The sequence below is a fragment of the Yersinia sp. 2545 StPb PI genome (assembly GCF_052217125.1).
GTDB lineage: Bacteria > Pseudomonadota > Gammaproteobacteria > Enterobacterales > Enterobacteriaceae > Yersinia > Yersinia enterocolitica_E.
This window is the reverse complement of record NZ_JAZGPY010000001.1, coordinates 1,557,603-1,583,304: the sequence shown is the minus strand read 5'-3', so window position 1 is coordinate 1,583,304 and position 25,702 is coordinate 1,557,603. Positions and strand designations below refer to the sequence as shown.

Below are 25,702 nucleotides of genomic sequence, written 5' to 3'. Positions count from 1 at the left end.
AAAACCCAAGCTTGCAATAAGCTTGGGCTTTAAATTTGGCGGAAGGATAGAGATTCGAACTCTAGGACCTGTTACAGTCGACGGTTTTCAAGACCGTTGCCTTAAACCACTCGGCCATCCTTCCAATGGGCAGCATTATCATCTATAGCGCGATGATATGTCTAGTGTTTCATTTAGAAAAAATTGAAATTCGATTCGTTTGGTTAAACTTCACACCAAAATTGGTCAAAAAAAGTCTGTGCGGCTAAAAATGGCGCGCCTTTTGATAAACCATCGGCTGTTTTCAATGCACGTAAGAGCTGCCTTCGGCGGATAAACATCCTGTCCTAACAATACCAGCCTGATGACCGACACAAAAAAACGCGGCCAGATTGACCGCGTTCTGCCTCAGAACTTATCCTGTAATCAGAATTAGAACTGGTAAACCACACCAACAGCTACGATATCATCAGTGTTGATACCGGCGTTTTTGGTAAAGGTATTTTCATCCAACAGGTTGATTTTGTAATCAACGTAGGTGGACATATTTTTGTTGAAGGCATAAGTTGCGCCGACATCAACGTATTTCAACAGATCCTGGTCACCATAACCGTTGCCAAGGTCTTTACCTTTGGATTGCAGGTAAGCCACGGATGGGCGCAGGCCGAAATCAAATTGATATTGAGCCACTAACTCAATGTTTTGCGCTTTGTTAGCATAACCTGCATCGGCATTGTTATTGCCGAAATCACCGAAGCGGGTCAGGTTATAAGTCTGAGTATAGTTAGCCGCCAGATAGACATTGTTGGCATCGTATTTCAAACCACCGGTGTATGCATCTGCACGGTCACCGTGACCAAATTTCAGGTTATTTTGATCAGTAGTACGCAGAGAACTGGCCATCGCCGCAGACGCACTCACACCCCAGCCCAAATCGTAAGATACGGACATACCGTAACCATCACCATTCTGCCCTTGTACATCACGGCCATTATTGGTTTCAGTACCGTTACCATTTTTGCCCTGATATTGCAGCGCAAAGTTCAGGCCGTCCACCAGACCAAAGAAGTTGGTGTTACGGTAAGTCGCCATGCCGTTACCACGTTGAGACAGGAAGTTATCCGCACCATATGTATCGCCACCAAACTCTGGCAGCACGTCAGTCCATGAAGTTACGTCGTACAGCACACCATAGTTACGGCCGTAATCCAGAGAACCGTAATCCGCAAATTTCAGACCCGCAAAGCCAACACGCGTGAAGTTGCCTTGATCCTGACTTTCAGCTTTATTCAGGTTTGCCTGATATTCCCACTCGCCATAACCGGTCAGTTGGTCATTAATTTGTGTTTCGCCTTTTAGGCCGAAACGCATGTAGGACTGATCGCCATCATTGCTTTTATTGTCAGAGAAATAATGCAGACCATCAATTTTACCGAACAAGTCCAGTTTGTTGCCGTCTTTGTTGTAAATTTCAGCTGCACCTGCACTACCTGCGACTAATAAAGCCGGAACCAGCAGAGAAAGAACTCGAAGTTTCATCGTTATTATCCTCTATTATTAGATTTGATTATGCCACTGCTCTTTCGAGCAATTACTCCCAATGGGGTTTCTCTATTGTGGGAATAAGATTAGGATTAATCTATACAGAAAATGCTACTAAGTGACGGATAATGTTTCATATACCCAGCAAAGTATTTCAAAATGTAAATACTGGCGAACTTTAACAAATATTAAAAACACTAAAAATATAGCACTTATAATCAAGAACAAATATAATTCACATATAAAACAACATGTTGAAAAAATACATCAGCAGCACAAATTGATAAGTAAAATACAATAATCGAGGGCTATAATACATCCGCTATCATCATTATTTTTACTTTTATTCACATTGTGGCTTATGTGGCCAGATAATTAGTTAGTGTTACGGCCGGTCTTTGACCGGCTTTTTTATTGCCAATAATATATAGTTAAGTATATTCATAGTGAGCACGTATTAACAAGATGAAATAGTAGCCGAATAATATAGTTTCATGGTTTTATTTAAGCACAAATAGCTTAAAAATATCTAATCAGTGATTATAATGCCCTATGGATGACCGTTCAATTATTCATCAACGATGAATAATTGAACGGTTCACTCTCTACTAGAAATAATCCTCGGCTAATCATTTTTGATTTTAAGCCACAATCTTATTGAGTGATACGGTTATCCTGCGGTGTATTTAGGATGATAAAAACCACATTTTAGCCTAATGAGTAGCTAAAGAGAGGCCAGCTATGCCATGCATATATAGGGCTTAGAGTCATGGGGTGCCCGCAAGCAACCGTATATAAAAAGCAACTATTCTACTAATCCAGACAAATCCCTTCGACCCGCATTTCTCTTTGTGATAGAAACATCTGTCAATATCACTTGTTCGTTTCAATCGCAGATCTGATACCTCATGACCACCAAAGTACTCCAACAAACATTGCAGCCAGGTGTTGCACAGCAAGTCTCGACCCGACTGGCATTCTTTATTGCAGGATTGGGTATGGCCGCTTGGGCCCCTCTGGTGCCTTTTGCCAAAGCGCGTATCGGTCTTAACGATGCGTCGTTGGGCTTACTGCTATTGTGTATTGGTATCGGTTCGATGCTGGCAATGCCCCTGACCGGGGTACTAACGGCAAAATGGGGTTGCCGCCCAGTGATTTTACTGGCAGGGGCAGTGCTGTGCCTCGATCTTCCCTTGTTAGTCCTGATGAATACCCCGGTGACGATGGCTCTCGCTCTGCTCGTATTCGGTGCTGCTATGGGCATAATAGATGTCGCCATGAATATTCAGGCGGTTATTGTTGAAAAAGCCAGTGGCCGGGCCATGATGTCCGGTTTCCACGGTCTGTTTAGTGTCGGAGGGATTGCCGGTGCTGGTGGCGTGAGTGCTTTATTATGGTTGGGGCTAAGCCCATTGGCGGCGATTATCGCTACCGTGGTGCTAATGATTGTTCTCCTGCTCACTGCCAATAAGAATTTGCTACGAGGTAGCGGAGAAGCCCATGACGGCCCACTGTTTGTTTTGCCGCGTGGTTGGGTGATGTTTATTGGCTTCCTGTGCTTTGTTATGTTTCTGGCCGAAGGCTCGATGCTTGACTGGAGTGCGGTTTTCCTGACTACACTGCGCGGTATGGACCCCTCACAAGCGGGAATGGGATATGCGGTATTTGCCATCGCCATGACACTCGGGCGTTTGAATGGCGATCGGATTGTCAACGGATTGGGCCGATACAAGGTATTATTAGGTGGCAGTCTGTGTGCTGCGCTTGGGATTATCATTGCGATAAGCGTTGATAGCTCAATTGCCGCTCTTTTGGGCTTTATGCTCGTAGGGCTTGGGGCATCCAATGTCGTGCCTATCTTATTTACCGCCGCCGGTAACCAAACCGTGATGCCAGCCAATTTGGCGGTAGCATCGATTACCACCATCGGATACGCCGGGATTTTAGCCGGGCCTGCGGCAATTGGGTTTGTCGCACAATTAAGCAATTTATCGGTGGCTTTTGGCTGTGTGGCGTTACTATTACTGACCGTCACTGCCAGCGCCAGAGCCGTCACGCGCTAATCAAGGAATATGCATTATCGTTATGCAAAATAACTCGTTATCTACCAGTTCTGCGAATATCACTCGCTGTTTCTGGCTGTTTATCGTCCTGCTGCTCGTCACGATGGGCCTGTATAGCTACAACTATACCAATGCCTATCTGGCAGAAAAAAAATACGCGCTAACGACTATCGCCGCAGGCCTGCAACAACGTATCGATGATTACCGCTATCATACCTATCAGATATACGATTTAGCCAATAACCCCAATATGTCTGAGAAAAGTATCCTCTCCGCACAAGAGGTCCGGCTACGCCCTGATATTTACTATATCGAAAAGCCGCGCAGAAAAACTGACTCGGTCATTTTTGGCAATCACGAGCCAGCAACACTGCCGATGATCTTGCAGATATCTGACTATCTTGATAGCCATTGGGGGTCACAAAATGATACTTACTCGATGTATTATCTTAACGGCCAAGATAATAGTCTGACACTCATCACCACCCAGGCATTAAAAGAAGTCACTTCGCGTTTTAAAGAAAGTTACCTGACCGTTGCTGCTGAATCTCGGCGCGCGGAAATGTTGCAACAGGCCAATACCTTAGATGAACGTGAGAGTTTCTCACCGTTACGTAAATTTCGCTTTCAGAACGCCTACTATTTTACGCTGAGAACCACATTTAACCATCCTGGGCATTTGGCTACCGTTATCGCTTTTGACTTACCAATTAATGACTTAATACCTTCCAACATGGCGCGTTCTAACTTTTTGCTGCAACAAGATAAGACTCCCATTAATGAAGGTATGGCGCCCGAGGACATTGTAGCAACCAGCGTGGCATTGAATGGTTCCTGGCTAGAATTTTCAGCCCCTCTGGCGAATGCCGCGCTGAAAATTGTCTATCGTGTCCCGGTCGGGGGGTTAGCCATTGATTTGCTGAGAAACAACTTTTGGCTCCTTTTGTCCAATATATTGTTGCTAGTACTGGCTGTTTTAGGCATCTATTTTGTGCGCCGCCAATATGTGCGCCCAAGTGCAGATATGGTCGAACAGTTAGAAACACAGAAATCACTGAGTCAGGAGATTATTACCAGCCTGCCACAAGGGTTATTGGTCTATAACTTCAGCAACAGCACTGTAGTCGCCAGTAACCAGATTGCCGATAACCTGATGCCCCATCTAAATCTGCAAAAAATTGCTCATATGGCAGAACAGCACCACGGGGTGATTCAGGGCACGGTAAATAATGAAGTTTATGAGATTCGGATGTTCCGCAGCCAGATTTCACCAGAAACCTATCTGTTCCTGCTTCATGATCAGGATAAAGAGGTACTGGTAAATAAAAAGCTGCAACAAGCAAGGCGTGAATACGACAAAAACCTGCAAGCCCGCAAATTGATGTTGCACAACTTGGGGATTGAGCTGAATCAACCTATCAACAACCTCAATCAGATAGCCCATGAGCTCCAGAACACCACCGACTTACAGCAACAACAGAATCTGAAAGCCAAATTGGTAGCGCAAACTGACACTATCGCCGAGTTGATAGATAACATTACCCTCCTGACGCGGCTGGAGACTCAGGACTGGCAGCCTGAACAGGGAGCCTTCTCTCTATCAGCATTAATCGATGCGCTACTGCTGGAGGTACTGCCTGCGATAAATCAGAAAGGTTTAACGCTGTTTAATCACTATCATGTCAATATCGATCAGGATTACATCGGCGATGAAAAAATCTTACGTAAAATACTGTCGCTGCTACTGCATTATTCTGTTATCACCACAGCTTATGGGAAAATCACGCTCAATGTTGGCCACGAACCCGGGCATCCAGAACAACTGATTATCCAGATAACCGATACTGGTGTCGGTATTTCTGATGAAGAGATCAGTAATCTTAATTATCCTTTTCTCAGTCAAACATTGGTTGACCGATACAACCATGGCTCGGGGTTAACATTCTTTTTATGTAACCAATTATGTAAGAAATTAAACGGCCAACTTGAGATTCGCAGTAAAGTAGATATAGGTACTCGCTATACTATCCGTGTAACCATGGCTATCCAAAATGAACAAGTAGAGGAGCAAGAAAAATTATTGGACGGAGTTACGGCGCTATTAGATATAACTTCAGAAGAAGTACGTTCAATTATCACCACGTTATTGAATTCATTCGGCGCCAATTGCATTGTCGCGGATGATCGTTTGCCAGGGCGGGATTACGATGTAACCTTAACGGATAACCCACAACAGTATGATAACTTTACCTTATTGCTAGTCTCAGACGAGGTGGGTTTACAGCAGTTGCAGGATAATTATATTCGGGTAAATTATAATTTGGGCAGCGCTGTCATTGATGCAATATTATTATTAATCGAGCAACGAATCTTATCAGATGAGTCTCCTGAAGAGTCTGAATCCATTGCTGCTGATGATATAAATACCTATGAGCAACAACTAAAGTCCAGTGACTATTATTCCTTATTTGTTGAGACAGTACCGGTAGATCTGAAGAAACTGTATACTGAAGTTCAGCAACGTGATTTCATATCGCTTTCGCAGACCGCACATCGATTGAAAGGCGTATTTGCTATGTTGAACCTGATACTTGGCAAACAGCTATGTGAAACATTAGAACAGCATATCGCAGATGGCGATCGGTTGAAGATCGAAAATAGCATCAGTCAAATTGATTCTTTCGTCACCAGACTGTTGCAGCAAGGTAACCCATAACCATGAACAACCTTAATGTAATTATTGCTGATGACCATCCAATTGTGTTGTTTGGCATCCGAAAGTCGCTTGAGCAAATTGAATGGGTAAACGTTGTCGGGGAGTTTGAAGACTCTACAGCGCTTATTAACAGTTTGTCTAAACTTGATGCCAATGTGCTAATTACCGACCTCTCCATGCCTGGGGATAAGTACGGTGATGGCATCACTCTGATAAAATATATAAAAAGGCATTACCCAGATTTAGCCATAATTGTTCTGACCATGAATAATAATCCCGCTATTCTTAGTTCAGTTTTGGACTTGGATATTGATGGGATAGTATTAAAGCAAGGCGCACCAGCCGACTTGCCTAAGGCATTGGCCGCACTACAAAAAGGGAAGAAATTCACCCCAGAGAGCGTGGCTAAACTGCTAGAGAAAATCAGTGCTAATGGTTACGGTGATAAACGTTTATCACCGAAAGAGAGTGAAGTTTTACGGTTATTTGCTGAAGGTTTCTTAGTGACTGAAATCGCCAGAAAACTCAATCGCAGCATTAAAACCATCAGTAGCCAGAAGAAATCGGCCATGATGAAGCTGGGCGTAGATAATGATATCGCGCTGTTAAACTATCTTTCATCTGTAACCATTAGTCAGGTTGATAAAGAACAATAATCTTTATCTACCGATATAATCTCAAGCCCGGTGTTGCTCAGCAAAATTTGCTCAGTGACCTCGGGCTTATTTTTATCCATTTTTCCATTCATGCTATTAATGCATTAACTCTCGTTATAACAACCAAACGACCTAAACAGCTAACCCCTGCGGCTTCAAGACCAAGGCATAAGCCAAAGTAATTGGAGTTGCAGGTAGGCAGCAAACGAATAAATCCCGAGGAGCTTACTCACGTAAGTGATTCGGGTGAATGAGTGCAGCTAACACCCCTGCGGCTTCAAGACCAAGATATAAGCCAAAGTAATTGGAGTTGCAGGTAGGCAGCAAACGAATAAATCCCGAGGAGCTTACTCACGTAAGTGATTCGGGTGAATGAGTGCAGCTAACACCCCTGCGGCTTCAAGTACGAAGGCTTTAACGTGAACGGCGGACTTTGTCACTATAGTAAACCAACATCTGGCGCAATGTATCCAGTGTCACTGGCTTGGACAAACAGTTATCCATCCCTGCTTCAATACAGCGTTGTTTGCCTTCAGCTAATGCATTGGCGGTTACACCAATGATCGGGAAATGATGGTTTAACTGCCGCAGGCGCTGAGTCAGACGATAACCATCCATATTTGGCATGTTCACGTCAGTCAGTACAATATCGACATTATTGGCACTCAATACTGCCAGAGCATCCAACCCATCATTCGCGGTAATCACTTGGTAGCCCAGAGTGGTGAGCTGATCGGCTAACAAGCGGCGATTAATGGGATGATCGTCCACAACCAGAATTTGCAAGTCTGCATTCTCATCCTGATTTGCTTTCGGTGCTGGCAACTGTAATGGCGCGCACTCAACCAATTGTTGTTCCAGCAATATCTGGTCCAATAGCGGGATAATCTCGAGTAGGGTCGATGTGCTCAGTAACCAATAGCCTGGACGTGTCTCTTGTGGCAGACCAATGTGCTCAATGGAGATTTGAATCCACGTCGATAGAGGTGCGTTTATTTGCGGTAAGTAATCACAAATCAGCACTTGATCCTGCAAGGTCTGTTCATTACTGTAACGCCGGATCGTGGCTCCAAAATGACGCAATAAATCAAGTAAATAGCTTTCCAACCGCGCATTGCGGATATCCAACCACAAGGTTTTCCCTTGCCAACGGTCGCTTTGCGGTAACACGGCATTTTTAGCCCGATTGCCATTTTCGGCAAAATATAATGGAATGCGGATAGCAAAAATACTGCCCATTCCTAGCTCTGAAACCACTTCAACATCGCCATCCATCAGGTTGACCAACTTCTCACAGATAGCCAGGCCTAGCCCCGTCCCTTGAAAATGGCGCTGCACTCCAGTTCCAACCTGGAAGAATGGATCAAATAACTGGTTAATCTCACGTGAATTAATCCCCACGCCGGTATCTCGCACTCGGAATTCCAGATAATCACCGCGCACCCGTACTTGCAAGATAATACAGCCAGTATCTGTAAATTTTATAGCATTATTCAACAGGTTAGAAATCACCTGTTGCAAACGGACAGGATCGCCGAGCATCTGTCGTGGCACATCAGGCTCAATAAAGCAGTAGAGACCTAAGCGTTTTTTGACCACCAGCGGTAAATAGTTAGCCGTAATATGGGTTATCACCTCCACGGTAGAGAACTCACTCGGCTCAATTTTCAGTTGTTCAGATTCTATTTTAGAAAAATCGAGGATGTCGCTGATAATTTTGAGTAATAAGCCTGACGAATTATTCATCGCCGTCACCAGTCGCTCAACACCGTGAGGTAACTCTTTGGTTTGCAACAAATCGAGGTTACCGATAATCCCATATAGCGGCGTGCGCAACTCATGGCTGACCGTGGCTAAAAACATCGATTTTGATTGGCTGGCCTGCTCCGCCGCCGCCGCCATCTCTTGCAGTGACTCTTCCATTTTGACCCGCGAGCTGACGTCAACCAGCACACAGATAGCCACATCTTCATTACGATAACGGGAGTGAACAAAGCTAATTTGTAGATTATTGTTATTGCTGGTCATGACATCGACAAAGTTCGCCTGCTGCTCACAAATAATGCGTGTAATACGTTCGCGATCCTCATTCGTCAGCAAATTAATATAATTATGTGCCAATTCATTGCTGAGGATATTGGTCCCGTCACTAATGCGCAGAATAGAAATGCCCACAGGAGCCGAAGCGACAATTTTGCGGTTGAACTGTTCATGTTCCTCCAGCCTCAAAGCGTTATCTTCTGCTGGATGGAACATTTTTCGCTCAAATAGCCACGCCAGAGTAAAGATCACAACACCAGAAAGCGCATTCAGAAGAAATGCATTAAAAATTAATAATTTGAATGTATCTATTATCGTTCTAACCGGCAAGGAATAAGCGATGCTGAGGGTTGATGGCAGTAAATTCTTTTTTAGAATAAGCGAGTTGTAGTCATCAACGTAGCCAAAATAAGACGGAGAATCAGGGTAATCGTCTAACATCGAAGCATACCGTTCCCCTGTTGCTAACCGTAATACCGGCTCATTATCCTGATCAAGTAATGTCACGCCGACAGGCAATGTCCCGGAAGAGATAAAATCCTCCAGGCGGATAGTTTGCTCAGTACCCACCATTGCCTCTAGCTTGTTGCCCACATAGAGGGGGGTCAGGACATATAAGGTACCAATTTCAGGCCGCACACCCGGTACTATCCAATACAACGTGCTGTCTTTATCCTGATTTTTTGCATCTCGATATTTTAAAATATTTTCATTCAATGACTTAAGCAGACTCTCCTGCTCCATCGGGGTATTGCGAATATCGAAATCCACCATGCACAGCGTGTCGCTGCCAATAAAGAATATCCGGTTAAGGTCATAAGCTGCGGCAAAGTTCTCTTTCCAGTACAGAATCAGGTTACTAAGAGAACTTAATGAAGAGTGGCGCGACGAATTAAGTGCAGCACAATCCGCACCGGTATTAAGCGGATGATATTGTGGTGTCGTTTTGTTTTTGATAAAAGCGCCAGCAGCGATATCACTGCTCGCCGAATCCTGATTTAATCTGTTTTCCGCCATATATTTGATATCGCGGATGATATCGGCAGAGTGCCTGATGTAGCTCTGAGCCTGCTCAAAGTTAGTATTATATTCCTGACGGATGTCAGATTTTTTCTCGTTGAGAATGTTCAGGATATAAAAAGTGGTCAACAGTGCACCAAGTGACCATAACATAATGGCCAATACCCGAAACAAGTAACGGGATATTTTCAGTGTCGTGCGAAATGAAGAGAGATATTTCAATCTGATTCCAGGGTGGAAAGTAGGGCCAGACAGGCTGCATGAGCAACAGAATACACTACCAATAGCCCATAAAAAAGCCAGCTCGTAAGCTGGCTCTTGTTTTCAACAACGCATTATACGTTGTCGTCCTCATCTTCAGCATCGCCTTCTTCTGCTTCATCAGCAGCATCTTCATCTTCTGGTGTATTCAGTGCAGCATCGTCTTCGCCGCCCTCTTCACCTTCTAATGATTCGCCATCAAGGATTTCATCATCCTCTTCTGGCTCAGCAACACGTTGCAGACCAACGACATGCTCATCTTCTGCGGTACGGATCAGCGTCACACCTTGGGTATTACGCCCCACGACACTCACCTCAGATACGCGAGTACGTACCAGAGTACCCGCATCGGTGATCATCATGATCTGGTCAGTCGGAGCCACCTGAACAGCCCCCACAACCTTACCATTACGCTCACTGACTTTAATGGAGATAACACCCTGAGTCGCACGGGACTTGGTTGGGTACTCTTCCACTGCGGTACGCTTACCATAACCGTTTTCAGTCACAGTCAAGATTTCGCCATCACCACGTGGGATAATCAGAGAAATAACCCGATCATCACCATTGAGGTTGATACCACGTACACCGGTCGCAGTACGGCCCATCGAACGGACCTGTGACTCAGGGAAGCGAACCACTTTACCCAATGCAGAGAACAGCATGACTTCATTGCTGCCATCGGTCAGATCCACACCAATCAGCTCATCGCCTTCATTCAGATTGACGGCAATAATACCGGCGCTGCGTGGACGACTGAACTCGGTCAAAGCGGTTTTCTTCACGGTGCCGCTGGCGGTCGCCATAAAGATGTGACGGCCTTCTTCATATTCCCGCACTGGCAGAATGGCGGTAATACGCTCATTTGGCTCAAGCGGCAATAAGTTGACGATCGGACGACCACGTGCACCACGGCTGGCTTCCGGCAACTGATAGACCTTCATCCAATAGAGACGGCCACGGCTGGAGAAGCACAAAATAGTATCATGGGTATTGGCAACCAACAGACGATCAATGAAGTCTTCTTCTTTGATACGGGCAGCCGACTTACCTTTACCACCACGGCGCTGAGCTTCGTAATCCGTCAGCGGTTGATATTTGACGTAGCCCTGATGGGACAGCGTCACAACCACATCTTCCTGATTAATCAGATCTTCGATGTTGATGTCGGAAGTATTAGCCGTTATCTCAGTACGACGTGCGTCGTTATATTGGTCTTTGATAGCAACCAATTCTTCACGGATAACCTCCATCAGGCGATCCGGGTTTTCCAGAATAAAGATCAACTCACCAATTAAGGTCAACAGCTCTTTATACTCATCCAGCAGTTTTTCATGCTCCAGACCCGTCAGTTTCTGCAAACGCAGATCCAAGATTGCCTGAGCTTGTTGCTCGGTGAGGAAATATCTGCCGTCACGGATACCGTATTCAGCTTCCAGCCACTCAGGGCGGGCAGCGTCATCACCGGCACGTTCCAACATTGACGCCACGTTGCCTAATTCCCATGAATTGGCAATCAAGCCCGCTTTGGCTTCAGCAGGAGTGGCGGCACGGCGGATCAATTCGATAATCGGATCGATGTTAGCCAGTGCAATTGCCAATGCTTCAAGGATGTGTGCGCGGTCACGTGCTTTACGCAGTTCAAAAATGGTACGACGGGTCACCACTTCACGACGGTGGCGCACAAATGCAACCAGAATGTCTTTCAGGTTAAGCAATTTAGGCTGCCCTTGAGACAGAGCCACCATATTGATACCGAAAGTCACCTGAAGTTGCGTCAGTGAATAGAGGTTATTTAGAACCACTTCCCCGACGGCGTCACGTTTAATCTCAATCACGATACGCATGCCGTCTTTATCAGACTCATCACGTAACGCGCTGATGCCTTCTACGCGTTTCTCTTTGACCAGCTCAGCGATTTTCTCAATCAACCGTGCTTTGTTCACCTGATACGGGATCTCGTGAACAATAATGGTTTCACGGCCGGTTTTCGCGTCAGCTTCAACTTCAGCACGGGCACGGATATAGACCTTGCCACGGCCAGTACGATAAGCCTCTTCAATACCACGGCGACCATTAATAATGGCGGCTGTTGGGAAATCTGGACCTGGAATGAACTCCATCAACCCTTCAATGGTGATGTTTTCATCTTCGATCAGAGCCAGACAGCCATCAATAACCTCAGACAGGTTATGTGGCGGAATATTGGTTGCCATCCCTACGGCAATACCTGACGAACCGTTAACCAACAGGTTAGGGATTCGGGTTGGCATCACTGCGGGGATCTGTTCCGTACCATCATAGTTAGGCACGAAGTCAACGGTATCTTTTTCTAAATCCGCTAACAATTCGTGAGCAATTTTAGACATACGGATTTCGGTATAACGCATCGCCGCAGCAGAATCGCCATCGACGGAACCGAAGTTGCCCTGCCCATCCACCAGCATATAGCGCAGTGAGAACGGCTGGGCCATACGCACAATTGTGTCGTAGACCGCGCTGTCACCATGCGGGTGATATTTACCGATAACGTCCCCGACTACACGGGCCGATTTTTTGTATGGTTTATTCCAGTCATTACCCAGTACATTCATCGCATACAGTACGCGACGGTGCACCGGTTTCAGTCCATCCCGGACATCTGGTAAAGCACGTCCGACAATAACGGACATCGCATAATCCAGATAGGAGCTTTTCAGCTCTTCCTCGATGTTGACCGGTGTTATTTCTCTGGCAAGGTCGCTCATTGAGCCGCTATCCCTCTACTAATTACCGGATTTAAAGGTACGAAACTATATCACAAAACCCAGATTTTGGCGAAACTACGTGATGTTTGTCGAAACGACTTTATGTCGGGCTTATCCGCCTAACTTAACGGTATTATTCTGCGTCAATTGGAAGGGAACATGTATAATCTGCGCAAAGAAACAGAACAGTGAGAACTCTCCATGCGTGTAGATAACACAGCTAGCCATCAGAATGTCGACGAGCAAGAAATCGCTAAATTTGAGGCAGTTGCCTCTCGCTGGTGGGATTTAGAAGGTGAATTCAAACCTCTTCATCGCATTAACCCGCTGCGTCTTGATTACATTTTACAGCGCTCTGGCGGTATTTTTGATAAGAAAGTGCTGGATGTCGGCTGCGGTGGTGGAATTTTGGCCGAAAGCATGGCTCGGGAAGGAGCACACGTCACAGGTCTGGACATGGGCTATGAGCCGTTGCAAGTGGCTCGTCTACATGCGCTGGAAACCGGTACCAAACTGGATTATGTACAAGAAACAGTTGAAAGCCACGCGCAAGCACACCCACAACACTACGATGTGGTGACCTGCATGGAGATGCTCGAACACGTGCCAGATCCCGCCTCGGTTATCCGCGCCTGCGCTCAATTGGTCAAACCCGGTGGCCACGTATTCTTTTCAACTATTAACCGCAATACCAAATCCTGGCTGATGGCCGTGGTCGGTGCAGAATATATATTGAAAATGGTTCCGAAAGGCACCCATGATTCGAAAAAATTTATTCGCCCATCAGAACTTATCGGTTGGGTTGATCAAACCCTGTTGCGTGAGCGCCACATTATCGGGCTACATTACAATCCGATAACAGATCGTTTTAAGCTTGGCGGTAATGTTGATGTGAATTATATGGTGCATACTCAACGAGATAGCGAATAAATTCATCGCGTGGGGAGTATAAAAATCAAACAATACCCAATAGATTTCGCGTTGTAGCAATGCGGAAACCGAACAAATTCCCAGGAGCTTATTCCACTAAGTGACTGGGGTGAGTGAGGATAGCCAACACCGCTACGGCGCGAAAGATGAAGGGAATTTTTCTAATGTTTAATAAACCGGCAAACGATCCACTTTTTAAGGTTTTCAGTAAAATCTTATCCCCCAAAGCGACAGTAGGTAAGATCCAGTGATGGCGCAGTCTGAGAGCGTTTCGTAACAATTCACCCCCAAGTTATCCACACAATTAAGCGATCTTGTTCACTTGCCAAAAGCCGCAATACTCACTATCTTGTTATCTATCCACTACCCACCCCCTACATATAGTGTTTACATACTGAACAATACACTACAGCCTCAATGATTTTCGTAATCATAGAGAGTGTAAATTTGTGCTGTTTGTGCATGAAGAACGGGGATAAAAGGTCAAGAACACATGAACCAAAGCCTACTTGTTACTAAACGCGATGGCAGCAAAGAACGCATCAATCTGGATAAAATCCACCGGGTCATCGACTGGGCCGCAGAAGGTTTACATAACGTCTCGGTCTCTCAAGTAGAATTGCGTTCACACATTCAGTTTTATGATGGCATTAAGACTGCCGATATCCATGAAACTATCATCAAAGCAGCGGCCGATCTTATCTCGCGCGATGCGCCTGACTATCAGTATCTGGCTGCGCGTCTGGCTATTTTCCATCTGCGCAAAAAAGCCTATGGCCAGTTTGAACCGCCAAAACTCGTCGATCATGTCGCGAAAATGGTGGAAATGGGTAAATACGACAAGCATCTGCTGGAAGATTATACCGCAGAAGAATTCGAACAGATGGACACTTTCATCGACCATTGGCGCGATATGAACTTCTCCTACGCTGCGGTTAAGCAGTTGGAGGGTAAATATCTGGTGCAGAACCGCGTCAGCGGTGAGATCTATGAAAGTGCCCAATTCCTGTACATTCTGGTTTCCGCCTGCCTGTTCTCTAACTACCCGCGCGAAACTCGTCTCGATTACGTGAAACGCTTCTATGATGCGGTTTCAACCTTTAAGATTTCGCTGCCGACACCGATTATGTCAGGGGTGCGTACCCCAACTCGTCAGTTCAGTTCTTGTGTGTTAATCGAGTGTGGTGACAGCCTGGATTCTATCAATGCCACCTCCAGTGCCATTGTTAAATATGTGTCACAGCGTGCCGGTATCGGTATCAATGCGGGTCGTATCCGTGCGTTAGGTAGCCCAATCCGTGGTGGTGAAGCTTTCCATACCGGTTGTATCCCGTTCTATAAACACTTCCAGACTGCGGTGAAATCCTGTTCACAGGGTGGCGTGCGTGGAGGTGCTGCCACGTTGTTCTACCCAATGTGGCATCTGGAAGTTGAAAGCCTACTGGTGTTGAAGAACAACCGTGGTGTTGAAGGCAACCGCGTGCGCCATATGGATTACGGCGTCCAAATCAACAAACTGATGTATCAACGCCTGCTAAAAGGTGAAGATATCACCCTGTTTAGCCCATCGGATGTACCGGGGCTATATGACGCGTTCTTCGCTGATCAGGATGAGTTTGAACGCCTTTATACCCAATACGAACAAGACAGCAGCATCCGTAAGCAACGGGTAAAAGCGGTTGAGTTATTCTCTCTGATGATGCAAGAGCGTGCTTCGACTGGCCGTATCTATATTCAGAACGTTGACCACTGCAACACCCACAGCCCGTTTGACCCGAAAATTGCCCCCGTGCGGCAGTCAAACCTGTGTCTGGAAATTGCATTACCAACCAAACCACTCAATGACATCAATGACGAGAATGGCGAAATTGCGCTCTGCACCCTGTCTGCCTTCAACTTAGGTGCCATTGATAGCCTTGACGATTTAGAAGAGTTGGCGGTACTGGCTGTACGTGCGCTGGATGCCTTGCTCGATTACCAAGATTACCCTATTGCCGCCGCGCAGCGTGGCGCGATGGGCCGTCGCACCTTAGGTATTGGGGTGATTAACTTTGCTTATTACTTGGCGAAGAATGGCGTGCGTTATTCCGATGGCAGCGCTAATAACCTGACTCACCGCACCTTCGAAGCGATTCAGTACTACTTGCTGAAAGCCTCTAACGCGTTGGCTCGTGAGCAAGGTGCCTGCCAGTGGTTCAATGAAACCACCTATTCGCAAGGTATTTTGCCGATCGATACCTATAAGAAAGATTTGGATGCCATCAGCAACGAGCCACTGCACTACGATTGGGAAACGCTGCGTAACGATATTAAGACTCACGGCCTGCGTAACTCCACACTGTCTGCGCTGATGCCATCTGAAACGTCTTCGCAGATCTCGAATGCCACTAATGGTATCGAGCCACCGCGTGGTTACGTCAGTATCAAAGCCTCGAAAGATGGCATTTTACGCCAGGTTGTGCCTGAATATGAGCGTTTGAAAGATGCTTACGAACTGCTGTGGGATATGCCAAATAATGATGGTTACCTGCAACTGGTCGGCTTAATGCAGAAATTCGTCGATCAGGCGATTTCAGCTAACACCAATTATGACCCAACCCGCTTCCCATCAGGCAAAGTGCCGATGAAGCAATTGCTGAAAGATTTGCTGACCACCTACAAATTTGGTGTGAAGACCCTTTACTATCAAAACACCCGCGACGGTGCTGATGATGTGCAGGAAGATATTCAAAGTCAGCCGGGTGATGATGACTGTGAAGGCGGCGCATGTAAGATCTGATTTATAGTTCTGGCCCTACGCGATAATCGCAAATACGGTTATCGCCGGGCCATTCTTCATTTGCCCTTGCATTGTTGTCCCCTGAGGAAATCATGGCCTATACCACTTTTTCGCAAAATAAAAATAACCAGTTGCTTGAACCGATGTTCTTTGGTCAATCCGTTAACGTGGCGCGTTTCGACCAGCAAAAACACGCTATTTTCGAAAAACTGATTGAGAAGCAATTGTCATTTTTCTGGCGTCCAGAAGAGATAGATGTCTCCCGTGATCGTATCGATTACAACGCACTGCCAGATCATGAAAAACACATTTTTATCAGCAACCTGAAATACCAGACCTTGCTGGACTCAATTCAGGGCCGCAGCCCTAACGTTGCCTTACTGCCGCTTATCTCAATTCCAGAACTGGAAACCTGGGTGGAAACCTGGTCATTCTCAGAAACCATCCACTCACGCTCGTACACCCATATCATCCGTAATATCGTGAATGATCCGTCGATAGTTTTCGATGATATCGTGACCAACGAAGAGATCCTCAAACGCGCAAAAGATATCTCAGCCTATTATGATGATTTGATCGAAATGACCAGCTACTACCACCTGCTGGGGGAAGGCACCCATCAAGTTAATGGTAAAACTGTCGTCGTCAATTTGCATGAGCTGAAAAAACAGCTTTATCTGTGTCTGATGAGCGTCAATGCGCTAGAAGCCATCCGTTTTTATGTCAGTTTCGCCTGCTCCTTTGCTTTTGCGGAGCGCGAATTGATGGAAGGCAATGCCAAAATCATCAAAATGATTGCCCGCGATGAAGCCCTGCATTTAACCGGTACCCAGCATATTCTTAATTTGATGCGTTCTGGCGAAGATGACCCGGAAATGGCCGAAATTGCCGTAGAGTGCCAACAGCAGTGTTATGACCTGTTCGTTCTGGCCGCCCAACAAGAGAAAGAGTGGGCTGAATACCTGTTCCGTGACGGTTCCATGATTGGTCTGAACAAAGAGATTCTGTGTCAGTACGTGGAATACATCACCAATATCCGCATGCAGGCGGTGGGGCTGGGTGTGCCGTTTGCTACTCGAACCAACCCTATTCCGTGGATCAACTCCTGGTTAGTGTCTGATAACGTGCAGGTGGCACCGCAGGAAGTTGAAGTCAGCTCTTATCTGGTCGGTCAAATTGATTCAGAAGTCAGTGCTGACGACCTGAGCGATTTCGAGCTGTAATCCATGAAATCCATGAAATCCATTATCAAGTTGAGCACCACCGGTGTTCAACTTAACCGGCCCGCGAACAGCCGTAACTTGCTAGAAACGCTTGAATATCATCAGGTACCCATCGAATACCAATGCCGCTCTGGCTATTGTGGCTCCTGCCGCCTGCGCTTGCTGAAAGGCGAAGTCTGCTATTCGCAGCAACCTTTAGCTTTTATTCAGGCCGGCGAGATCCTGCCCTGTTGTTGTCAGCCAAAGGGCGATATTGAAATCGAGCTTTAAGCAGATAGATAAATCAGCCAATCGGATTTCACCTATAATCAGCCTGTTGAATAGATGATATTTTTGCATCTGGAATTAAAATCATAGGGACAAAAGATGAAAAGACTGTCAATCGCCATAACCAGCCTGTTAATGGCCGCCTCTGCCAGCACTATTGCCGCTACTGAGCCACCACTTAATCAACAACAGCCGTTAGAGAAGATTGCGCCTTATCCTCAAGCTGAAAAAGGCATGAGCCGCCAGGTCATTTTCCTCGAGCCACAAGAAGACGAAAGCCGCTTCAAAGTTGAATTGCTGATCGGTAAAACCATTGAAGTTGACTGCAACCGCCATATGCTCGGTGGCAATCTGGAAACCAGAACCTTGTCTGGCTGGGGCTTTGACTATTTGGTGATGGATAAAATCTCCGAACCGGCCTCAACCATGATGGCTTGCCCGGATAACACCCGCCGCCCACAATTTATCGCCGCCAATCTGGGGGACGCCGCTATGCAGCGCTATAACAGTCGCCTACCGATCGTGGTTTATGTACCAAAAGGAGTTGATGTGAAATACCGCATTTGGGAAGCAGGCAAAGATGTAAGAAACGCGCAGGTAAAATAAACGGTTCTGTCGCATTAAGACATCGTCAGGTAACATGCTGTTTTTTTTAAGATGTTGCCTAACCATGTCTCTGATCCGAAACGCCTTTAAACGCCGGCATTATCCCGTTGATATCATCGTACAATGTGTTCGCTGGTATCTGGCTTATACCCTGAGCCTGCGCAATTTGGAAGAGATGATGGCTGAACGCGGTATTGCCGTTGACCATTCCACGTTACATCGTTGGGTTATCCGCTTGGTGCCCTTGCTGGATAAGGCGTTTCGTCGGCATAAACGTACCGTAGGTCGGCGGTGGCGAATGGACGAGACCTACATCAAAGTCAAAGGTCAGTGGAAATATCTGTACCGGGCGGTCGATACTGCAGGCCAGACCATCGACTTCCTGCTCACCGCCAAACGGGACGCTGGGGCGGCACTGCGTTTTTTCCGCAAGGCTATTCGCCAACACGGCGAACCTGAGGTGGTCACCATTGATAAAAGTGGTGCCAATACAGCGGCTCTGGCTACACTCAATGCCAGCAAACCGGCGGAAGAAAGCATTACCGTCAGGCAGAATAAGTACCTGAATAACCTTGTGGAGCAGGATCACCGAAATATCAAACGGCGGATACGATCGATGCTGGGCTTCAAATCATTTAGACGTGCGCAGACGATATTGGCGGGCATTGAGTTAGTGCACATGATACGCAAAGAACAGCTTCAACATCCAACTGGCGACAGATTGTCACCGGCGGAAAAATTTTATCTGTTGGCCACCTAAATAACCGACAACGCAACTTTTGCCAACTTCATATCACTAATGCGAGAGAGCCTTCTTGATAACGTATATCGGAGCAAGGCACTTTATTTTTTAAAGTATTTAGTATATGCAACTTTCAGGAAACACCATTAATGAGATAAAATATGTCTTCTTCATACAATATAGCAGGAAATAATTTATGATATTTTGGGTACGTATTTGTCTGGTAACATTAGTGTCAGCAGCATTTGGCTTCACATTTCATGTCTTATATGGAAGAGGATGGGTTTTAGACTACATGGATGCTGCAACTAAAGCAGGTAGGATGGATGGTCTTTTGCAGGAACCTTATCCTGTTTATATTGTAGTTATAGCTGCTTTAACTGCTTTAATCCCGACTCTGGGTAAAGTGTTTATTTGGTTATTTATTCGAGAGAAGCTACCTGGAAAAAATCTTCTAATCAAAGGAATGTGGTTTACTGTAATAATGATGATTGCTGACAGCGATTTGCTGCGTCAGTCTATAATGAATCTCCTTATAGGGATGCCTATAGATGTATGGTTTGTATACAGCGCTGAGCAGTGGATTATAGTACCAACTATGTGTTTTCTAATTGTTGCGCTATCTCCTAAGAATGAGGAAGGCTAACATGCTGTTTTTTATGATGTTACAACCCTATCAGTTAATAAATTCAATTCAAAAATGTTTCTGAATGGAGCAGGATTTTGGGGTAGGTCAAGCGTGAAGATCCGCCAGTTTGGGATAATTGGGGTAAAGCCAAGGGCAGCAGGAAGGGGAGATAATCCATGAGAAAATATTCCCTATCGTACGCTTCCGTACCATTGGACCTCAAACCCAGACTACTACAAAATATTCTTAACCATATCCAGCAGTAAAGAACTCCCCCCCATCTCAGTAAATCTATCTACACCGTGTGTACGCATATAGATAACCGATTGCCTCCACATGACAGGTTTATTAATATGCTCAGAGAGGTTTTTTATTACAGAGGATACGGTATACGGACAGGCCGTCCTATTGGAGATAACTGATATCGTGGGCGATGAAAATGAAAAGTCTTGTATATATTCCCCGAATTTTATAGCTGCGGAATTTAACATCGTACTATGAAAAGCACCACTCACTCTCAGTACAACATATTTAATTGCATAGTTATCGTAAAATATCTCTTCTGCCTGTTTAATACTCTCAATCGGCCCTGATATCACCATTTGTAAATCGGAGTTAATATTAGCTATCGAAATATCAAAAAGATTATTCTCCTCAAGGATTTGAGCCACTTCTTCAGCATTCAGACCAAGAACAGCAGCCATACCTCCCCCCTGACTTTCAGACATCAGCAAGGCTCTTTTTTTTACCAGACGCAATCCTGTTTCAAAGTCGAATACACCGGCGGCATGTAATGCATTAAATTCGCCAAGAGAATGACCCGCTAGAAATAATGGTAACGCCCCAGACTCATCAATATATCGACGATAATACAAAGCATTAACTGTATATAAAGCTGGCTGAACGTAAAGGGTGTTGCTAAACCGATCCGCAGGATAATCCAGAAAAAAATCACGAATACTAAACTCAGCAATTTCTTCAGCATCTGCCACTAATTTGGGGTAGATATCAAATATCGGAGCCCCCATGTCTGGACGCTGCGCCCCCTGCCCCGGAAATAAAATTGCATGATGTGATGCCATGTATCGCCCTCTTTACTGTGGTGGTGCTATAAAAATAGGTAATCTTTCCTATTTTAGTTCGGAAAATGGCCCCTCCGTAGGCCATAGTTCATAGATGTCTAAGCCTCTGAACTGCTCGTTACAAACATATCAATCAGGCCGTTTATAGATTTAATATTTTTTAACTCAGTACGTGGGATTTTTATTTTTAACTCTCTCATAGCACCTGAGACAACGGAAACTATGTCTAAGCTGCTTGCGCCATAGTCTGCCATTGATTTTTGCAAATCAATGTCATCTTCCTTGATACCATCGACAGAATTAATAATGTGTTTTTTCACAATATTAGCAATATATTCTCTATCCATAACATCCTCTCTTATTTATTAATAAAAATTTATTCTTCTCTGTTCCAAACAAGCTCAAACAACCATGACTCCCCATTGAGAAATATACCATCCGTGGATTTAAGAATTAACTTATCATACTCAAAAATAAAGTATCGGCGAAATTCAGTGCCAATTTGATTGGGAATTTTGCTATTTTCAATAAAATGCGTGACGATGTTTTTATCGTGATTCACATCGTAATGGCCACAATATGTTTCAAATTTAGGAAAATCTGCCACGATCTGTTCTGACGGGATAGCACGAATATCCTCCGTGCTAAATTGAGTTCTTTTACCTGATGCAATAAACACCATCATATATTGTTCGGTATAGGTCAACATACCAAACGGTTCACTACCTATAGGATAAATATGTATACCTCCACTGTTACCAACACAGGACTCAAGTTTCCATCGGCCAAGAAATGAGTTACCTTTGGAAATAGACATGATTAATACCTTTTAGGTTAAAGTAACGTGAATAATACCGAGCGATATATGAGTTAACTCGGAGTAATATTCGTGATAGAGGAGATTCTCCCTCATTATTTCTCGACAAAATGAGTTTCAATCATTTCGATCCACTTGGTAAAGTTGTCAGTAAACATCCTGCCATTATCAACGGTGATGACCTGACCACGCACGGCATCCATTAATCCGCTGCAAAGAGCTACACTTACATTGCCAACAGCCTCAGGTTTGACAATGAAATCTGGATCAAATTTTCGAATAAATGTTTGTGCTTTTTTACCAAAAACCAATTCAAAGGCTTCTGTATCTACCACACCAGGTGAAATGCAGTTAATAATGATATTTTCCCGTGCACCAATGTATTTAGTTAATGTTTCCAATACCGCTTTCGATGCCGCAACATAATCATAGCCTGTTATATGGCAACTACGATGTCCTTCGGAAGTAATTGCAACTACATAACCAGGATATTGAAAAAAATATTGCTTAATGCAATCTATATAAGTGACAAGTGGCCAGGCGTTGTGTTCAATACTATCAAGCAGCCCCCTAAATTTATAAGTATCTTTAAATTGGGGAGCAAACGCAGCATTGAGAATAAGAATATCGATTCTTTTGTTTTCTTGAGCAATGGTTTCAATTAGCCGTATGGTTGTGTCTTCATCACTGATATCCGCCTGAAGGAAGATTGGACGATTGATATATTGAGAAAAATAGTTTTCAACTTCATCTAAATTGTCTCCCCAAAAATAAGTGCCATATACTTTTGCTCCCGCCTTAACAAAGCTTTCAACAGTAGCCCGCCCGATACCTTTCGTACCGCCAGTTACCAATACGGTCATTTCACTAAAGTTATTCAGCATATCTAACCCGTGTAATTGTCTTGTATTTGCTGTTCAATATTGCTTTGATTAAATGCAATATGGTGCATAAACGCCTCTATGGTGCTTGTTTCCTCTAGTGTTTTTCGTCTGTCGATAGACATGTATTTTTTTAATAACTCCAAGCTATGGCGTGGTTTTTCAGCAATGGCTGTAGCCAATTCAATGGCTTTTTCCATGACCGTGGCGCGAGGCAAAATATAATTGAAACAACATTTTCCTTTCAGCTCACAGCCTCTAAGATAGTTACCGGTGACCATCATTTCAAAACCGGTATAGTAACCAAATGCCGCCTTACTCATGGCGGTTGATCCCATCCCTGGGGTGAAACCCATGTTCATAAATGACATGCCATAGCGGCTCTCTTCCGCCGCGACTAAAATATCCGCATATAAACCTAAGACTAATCCCCCACCTGTAGCACTGCCTTCCATCGCAGCAATAACTGGGATCGGTATATTCAGAAAGTTCTTGAGGTGATTGGCATACTCATGCTCAATATTAGTTTTGTAGTGTGTGATTAGGCTTTGTAAAAACGCCTCGGTTCCACCGGTACAAAATATATCAGGCAATCCGACTAAAATAAGTACTTTAATGGTTTTGTCTTTCTTTATCGTGTCGATAATACCATGCAACTGTAAACAGAATTCATCATCAATGGCATTATTGTTGACTGGATCGTTAATATGCATAAAAACGATGCCTTCATCAATTTTTCTTAAATAGAGTTTTTTCATATTTGTCATCCGCATATTCATCATTAAACAACTTGATATTTTCTAAATACTGACATATTTTTTCTATGGTCTGAGAGTCATTTAATTTTTTCACCAGAAGATGTCCACCTAAATCCAGCCTTTCGTCGAAAGAATGATGTTCCGTCAACAGTAACTTACTTTCTTTTATAGCGGATGTTGGAACGCGAGATAGCTTCTTACTCATAACTTGAATATCTTGGTCTAAGTTTTCCAGTATATTTACCTGATCGATTAAACCCCATTTTAGGGCTTGTTTTGCCGAAATAACACTTGAACTCCATACGAAGTATTTAAGATGATGAGGCCTAATACGTTCAAGTAAGCAAGACATGGCTATTGTTGGTGTAATTCCAAATGTGACTTCTGGCAAACTAAAAGAAGCAGTATCGCTCGATAGAATAAAATCGACGACTGACAGTAAGGCAATTCCCCCCGCGATAACATTTCCTTCAACCTTAGCTAATACTGGCTTATGGCTACTCCTTACCATTTTTAGGATAGTGCAGAACTGTGACACAAAGTTGGCGTCATAATCGGTAGAAATATACGTAAGATCCATACCCATACTAAAGTAGGTAGGCCCGCCCGTAAGCACAATAACGTTATAGCGCTCGTTATTTAGCGCAGAGATAAAGCGGCTTTCGAAGTCGGCTAATGAATTGGGATTAAATTTGATAGGTACAGTGACATATTCATGCATAGCGATAACTCCGTAAGTGGTTATCAATACGCTCAAGAATAAGGAGCCCACTCCCGCTGTAATGTTGTGTATACCAGTCCTGTAAGTTGTCCCTGTCTAAGCTATAGTCTTTACCTTGCATTTGTGCACTACGCGCATTTTCCAGTTGCTCGTATGCCGCTATATCCAATATTTTCCGCTGGGCAAGCAATATGTTCAATGCCGTACCTTGCTGTTGCGCAATCTCTAACGCTTGATCCCCGACCTGCATACTGAAATACTCAGCACAGGACCCTGAACCATAAGAGTAGACCCCAATTCGATCACCTGGTTGAAGCTCTGGTGCTTTTACAATCAGTGAAAATAGGGAAAGAAAAATACTGCCACAATAGGTTGCCCCTATTTCTTGCGAATAATATAGAGAAGGCATAACTTTTTGTTTAAATAAAGTAGCTAATGCCTCTTTTCCAAAGAGCCCTTGGAGTTCTAATAATATTTTATGTGCTTCTTTACTAATTCCAGGGAAAGGGACGTGGTATAAATTATAATTGAAGTAGGCACTCTCTCGAGCATCAGGTGTCTGTTTACAATATTCCTCGAAAGCATTTTCGAGTCCATCCATATAAGAGAAAAGACTGGCTTCTACATCGAAAGCGACCTCTTTCCAAGGAAGAGGACGAATAACATCCGTCACTTCATGAGTATGAATACCCGATTTCCCCGTTTCAATGACCGCAAAAAGAGGATTATTTGAGATAAGCAAGGCAATAGCCCCAGCGCCAAGGCTATACTCCATCTTTCCGTGGCAAATCATGTTATTACTGATATCCACATTGATCAATAGCACTTTCTTACCGTGATTAAGACCGGATGATATCCATGACTCAGCCATTTTTAATGCCGCCGCTCCGGCATGGCAGGCAGATTTCAGTTCAAAAACACGGCAAGTCGCAGGCAGTCTCAAATAGCGGTGCGCCCAAGTACTTATAGCCTTTTCCTGGTCTAAGCCTGACTCTGTTGCAATAATAAATAAACCAATATCCGAACGGTCCTGATCGTTGAGCATATCTTTGGCACTATTGACTGCAAGGGTGACCGCATCTTCCCACTGTGGTACTAAACTGCGCTTTATAACCATTAAAGATTCTTGAATGTATTTGTTGTCTCCACCACGTGCTTGTGCCAATTCAGATAACTTCAGCGCCAAGCTACTTGGGTAGATACGGATTTTTTCAATACCAATATTATTCATTAAGGTATCCCGA

General features: G+C 44.6%; 20 protein-coding genes and 1 tRNA gene. 10 read left to right on the top strand and 11 right to left on the bottom strand.

Annotation, left to right across the window (positions count from 1 at the left end):
• Window positions 1-36: 36 nt before the first annotated feature.
• Window positions 37-124, bottom strand: a tRNA-Ser gene (locus V1955_RS07215).
• A 287-nt stretch (window positions 125-411) separates the two neighbouring features.
• Window positions 412-1,518, bottom strand: coding sequence for a porin OmpC (gene ompC, locus V1955_RS07210; protein WP_083158305.1), 1,107 nt, complete (start codon window positions 1,516-1,518; stop codon window positions 412-414).
• A 911-nt stretch (window positions 1,519-2,429) separates the two neighbouring features.
• On the opposite strand from ompC, the gene V1955_RS07205 reads away from it, so the two are divergent.
• The 3 genes from V1955_RS07205 to rcsB are packed head-to-tail and all read left to right on the top strand — an operon-like array spanning window position 2,430 to window position 6,956.
• The gene (locus tag V1955_RS07205) at window positions 2,430-3,584 is read left to right on the top strand and encodes an MFS transporter (protein ID WP_083158304.1); all 1,155 of its coding nucleotides are present in this window, start codon (window positions 2,430-2,432) and stop codon (window positions 3,582-3,584) included.
• A gap of 22 nt (window positions 3,585-3,606) precedes the next feature.
• Window positions 3,607-6,300, top strand: coding sequence for a phosphotransferase RcsD (rcsD, locus tag V1955_RS07200; protein WP_083158303.1), 2,694 nt, complete (start codon window positions 3,607-3,609; stop codon window positions 6,298-6,300).
• 2 nt (window positions 6,301-6,302) lie between these two features.
• Window positions 6,303-6,956, top strand: coding sequence for a response regulator transcription factor RcsB (gene rcsB, locus V1955_RS07195; RefSeq protein ID WP_005192390.1), 654 nt, complete (start codon window positions 6,303-6,305; stop codon window positions 6,954-6,956).
• A 414-nt stretch (window positions 6,957-7,370) separates the two neighbouring features.
• Here the strand turns inward: rcsB and rcsC are convergent, their stop codons facing one another.
• Window positions 7,371-10,238, bottom strand: a complete 2,868-nt coding sequence (gene rcsC, locus V1955_RS07190; RefSeq protein ID WP_372569366.1) for a two-component system sensor histidine kinase RcsC — start codon at window positions 10,236-10,238, stop codon at window positions 7,371-7,373.
• 113 nt (window positions 10,239-10,351) lie between these two features.
• The gene (gyrA, locus tag V1955_RS07185) at window positions 10,352-13,024 is read right to left on the bottom strand and encodes a DNA topoisomerase (ATP-hydrolyzing) subunit A (protein ID WP_442820712.1); all 2,673 of its coding nucleotides are present in this window, start codon (window positions 13,022-13,024) and stop codon (window positions 10,352-10,354) included.
• A gap of 201 nt (window positions 13,025-13,225) precedes the next feature.
• Here gyrA and ubiG point away from each other — a divergent pair, with 201 nt between their 5' ends.
• The 7 genes from ubiG (at window position 13,226) to V1955_RS07150 (ending at window position 20,217) form a co-directional block, all read left to right on the top strand.
• A complete protein-coding gene (ubiG, locus tag V1955_RS07180; RefSeq protein ID WP_372559445.1) occupies window positions 13,226-13,954 on the top strand; it encodes a bifunctional 2-polyprenyl-6-hydroxyphenol methylase/3-demethylubiquinol 3-O-methyltransferase UbiG in 729 nt (242 codons plus the stop codon).
• Window positions 13,955-14,447: 493 nt separating this feature from the next.
• A complete protein-coding gene (gene nrdA / locus V1955_RS07175) occupies window positions 14,448-16,733 on the top strand; it encodes a class 1a ribonucleoside-diphosphate reductase subunit alpha (RefSeq protein WP_083158299.1) in 2,286 nt (761 codons plus the stop codon).
• Between the two features lie 92 nt (window positions 16,734-16,825).
• Window positions 16,826-17,956: a class Ia ribonucleoside-diphosphate reductase subunit beta gene (gene nrdB, locus V1955_RS07170; RefSeq protein WP_083158298.1), complete on the top strand. Its 1,131-nt coding sequence runs from the start codon at window positions 16,826-16,828 to the stop codon at window positions 17,954-17,956.
• Between the two features lie 12 nt (window positions 17,957-17,968).
• The gene (yfaE, locus tag V1955_RS07165; RefSeq protein ID WP_102970384.1) at window positions 17,969-18,226 is read left to right on the top strand and encodes a class I ribonucleotide reductase maintenance protein YfaE; all 258 of its coding nucleotides are present in this window, start codon (window positions 17,969-17,971) and stop codon (window positions 18,224-18,226) included.
• A 96-nt stretch (window positions 18,227-18,322) separates the two neighbouring features.
• Window positions 18,323-18,829 carry a serine protease inhibitor ecotin gene (gene eco / locus V1955_RS07160; RefSeq protein ID WP_083158297.1) on the top strand — a complete coding sequence of 169 codons (507 nt, stop codon included), beginning with the start codon at window positions 18,323-18,325 and terminating at the stop codon, window positions 18,827-18,829.
• Between the two features lie 64 nt (window positions 18,830-18,893).
• Complete coding sequence (locus V1955_RS07155; protein WP_442820711.1) at window positions 18,894-19,589, top strand: IS6 family transposase; 696 nt, start codon at window positions 18,894-18,896, stop codon at window positions 19,587-19,589.
• A gap of 178 nt (window positions 19,590-19,767) precedes the next feature.
• Window positions 19,768-20,217 carry a hypothetical protein gene (locus tag V1955_RS07150; protein ID WP_083158295.1) on the top strand — a complete coding sequence of 150 codons (450 nt, stop codon included), beginning with the start codon at window positions 19,768-19,770 and terminating at the stop codon, window positions 20,215-20,217.
• A 215-nt stretch (window positions 20,218-20,432) separates the two neighbouring features.
• Here V1955_RS07150 and fabD read toward each other — a convergent pair whose 3' ends face one another.
• The 7 genes from fabD to V1955_RS07115 all read right to left on the bottom strand — a co-directional run bounded on the left by fabD (window position 20,433) and on the right by V1955_RS07115 (window position 25,689).
• On the bottom strand, window positions 20,433-21,281 hold the full coding sequence (fabD, locus tag V1955_RS07145) for an ACP S-malonyltransferase (RefSeq protein ID WP_083158294.1): 849 nt from the start codon (window positions 21,279-21,281) through the stop codon (window positions 20,433-20,435).
• A gap of 98 nt (window positions 21,282-21,379) precedes the next feature.
• On the bottom strand, window positions 21,380-21,628 hold the full coding sequence (locus tag V1955_RS07140; protein ID WP_083158293.1) for an acyl carrier protein: 249 nt from the start codon (window positions 21,626-21,628) through the stop codon (window positions 21,380-21,382).
• A gap of 29 nt (window positions 21,629-21,657) precedes the next feature.
• Window positions 21,658-22,098 (bottom strand): lipocalin-like domain-containing protein, encoded by a 441-nt coding sequence (locus tag V1955_RS07135; RefSeq protein ID WP_083158292.1) that lies wholly within the window; start codon window positions 22,096-22,098, stop codon window positions 21,658-21,660.
• 95 nt (window positions 22,099-22,193) lie between these two features.
• Window positions 22,194-22,982 (bottom strand): SDR family oxidoreductase, encoded by a 789-nt coding sequence (locus tag V1955_RS07130; protein ID WP_372569369.1) that lies wholly within the window; start codon window positions 22,980-22,982, stop codon window positions 22,194-22,196.
• 2 nt (window positions 22,983-22,984) lie between these two features.
• Window positions 22,985-23,737, bottom strand: a complete 753-nt coding sequence (locus tag V1955_RS07125; protein WP_083158290.1) for a polyketide synthase — start codon at window positions 23,735-23,737, stop codon at window positions 22,985-22,987.
• Window positions 23,709-24,458 carry an enoyl-CoA hydratase/isomerase family protein gene (locus V1955_RS07120; protein WP_083158289.1) on the bottom strand — a complete coding sequence of 250 codons (750 nt, stop codon included), beginning with the start codon at window positions 24,456-24,458 and terminating at the stop codon, window positions 23,709-23,711. Before V1955_RS07120 ends, V1955_RS07125 begins: the two co-directional genes overlap by 29 nt.
• Window positions 24,451-25,689: a hydroxymethylglutaryl-CoA synthase family protein gene (locus V1955_RS07115; protein ID WP_442820710.1), complete on the bottom strand. Its 1,239-nt coding sequence runs from the start codon at window positions 25,687-25,689 to the stop codon at window positions 24,451-24,453. The genes V1955_RS07120 and V1955_RS07115 overlap by 8 nt, the downstream gene beginning before the upstream one ends.
• Between the last annotated feature and the right edge of the window lie 13 nt (window positions 25,690-25,702).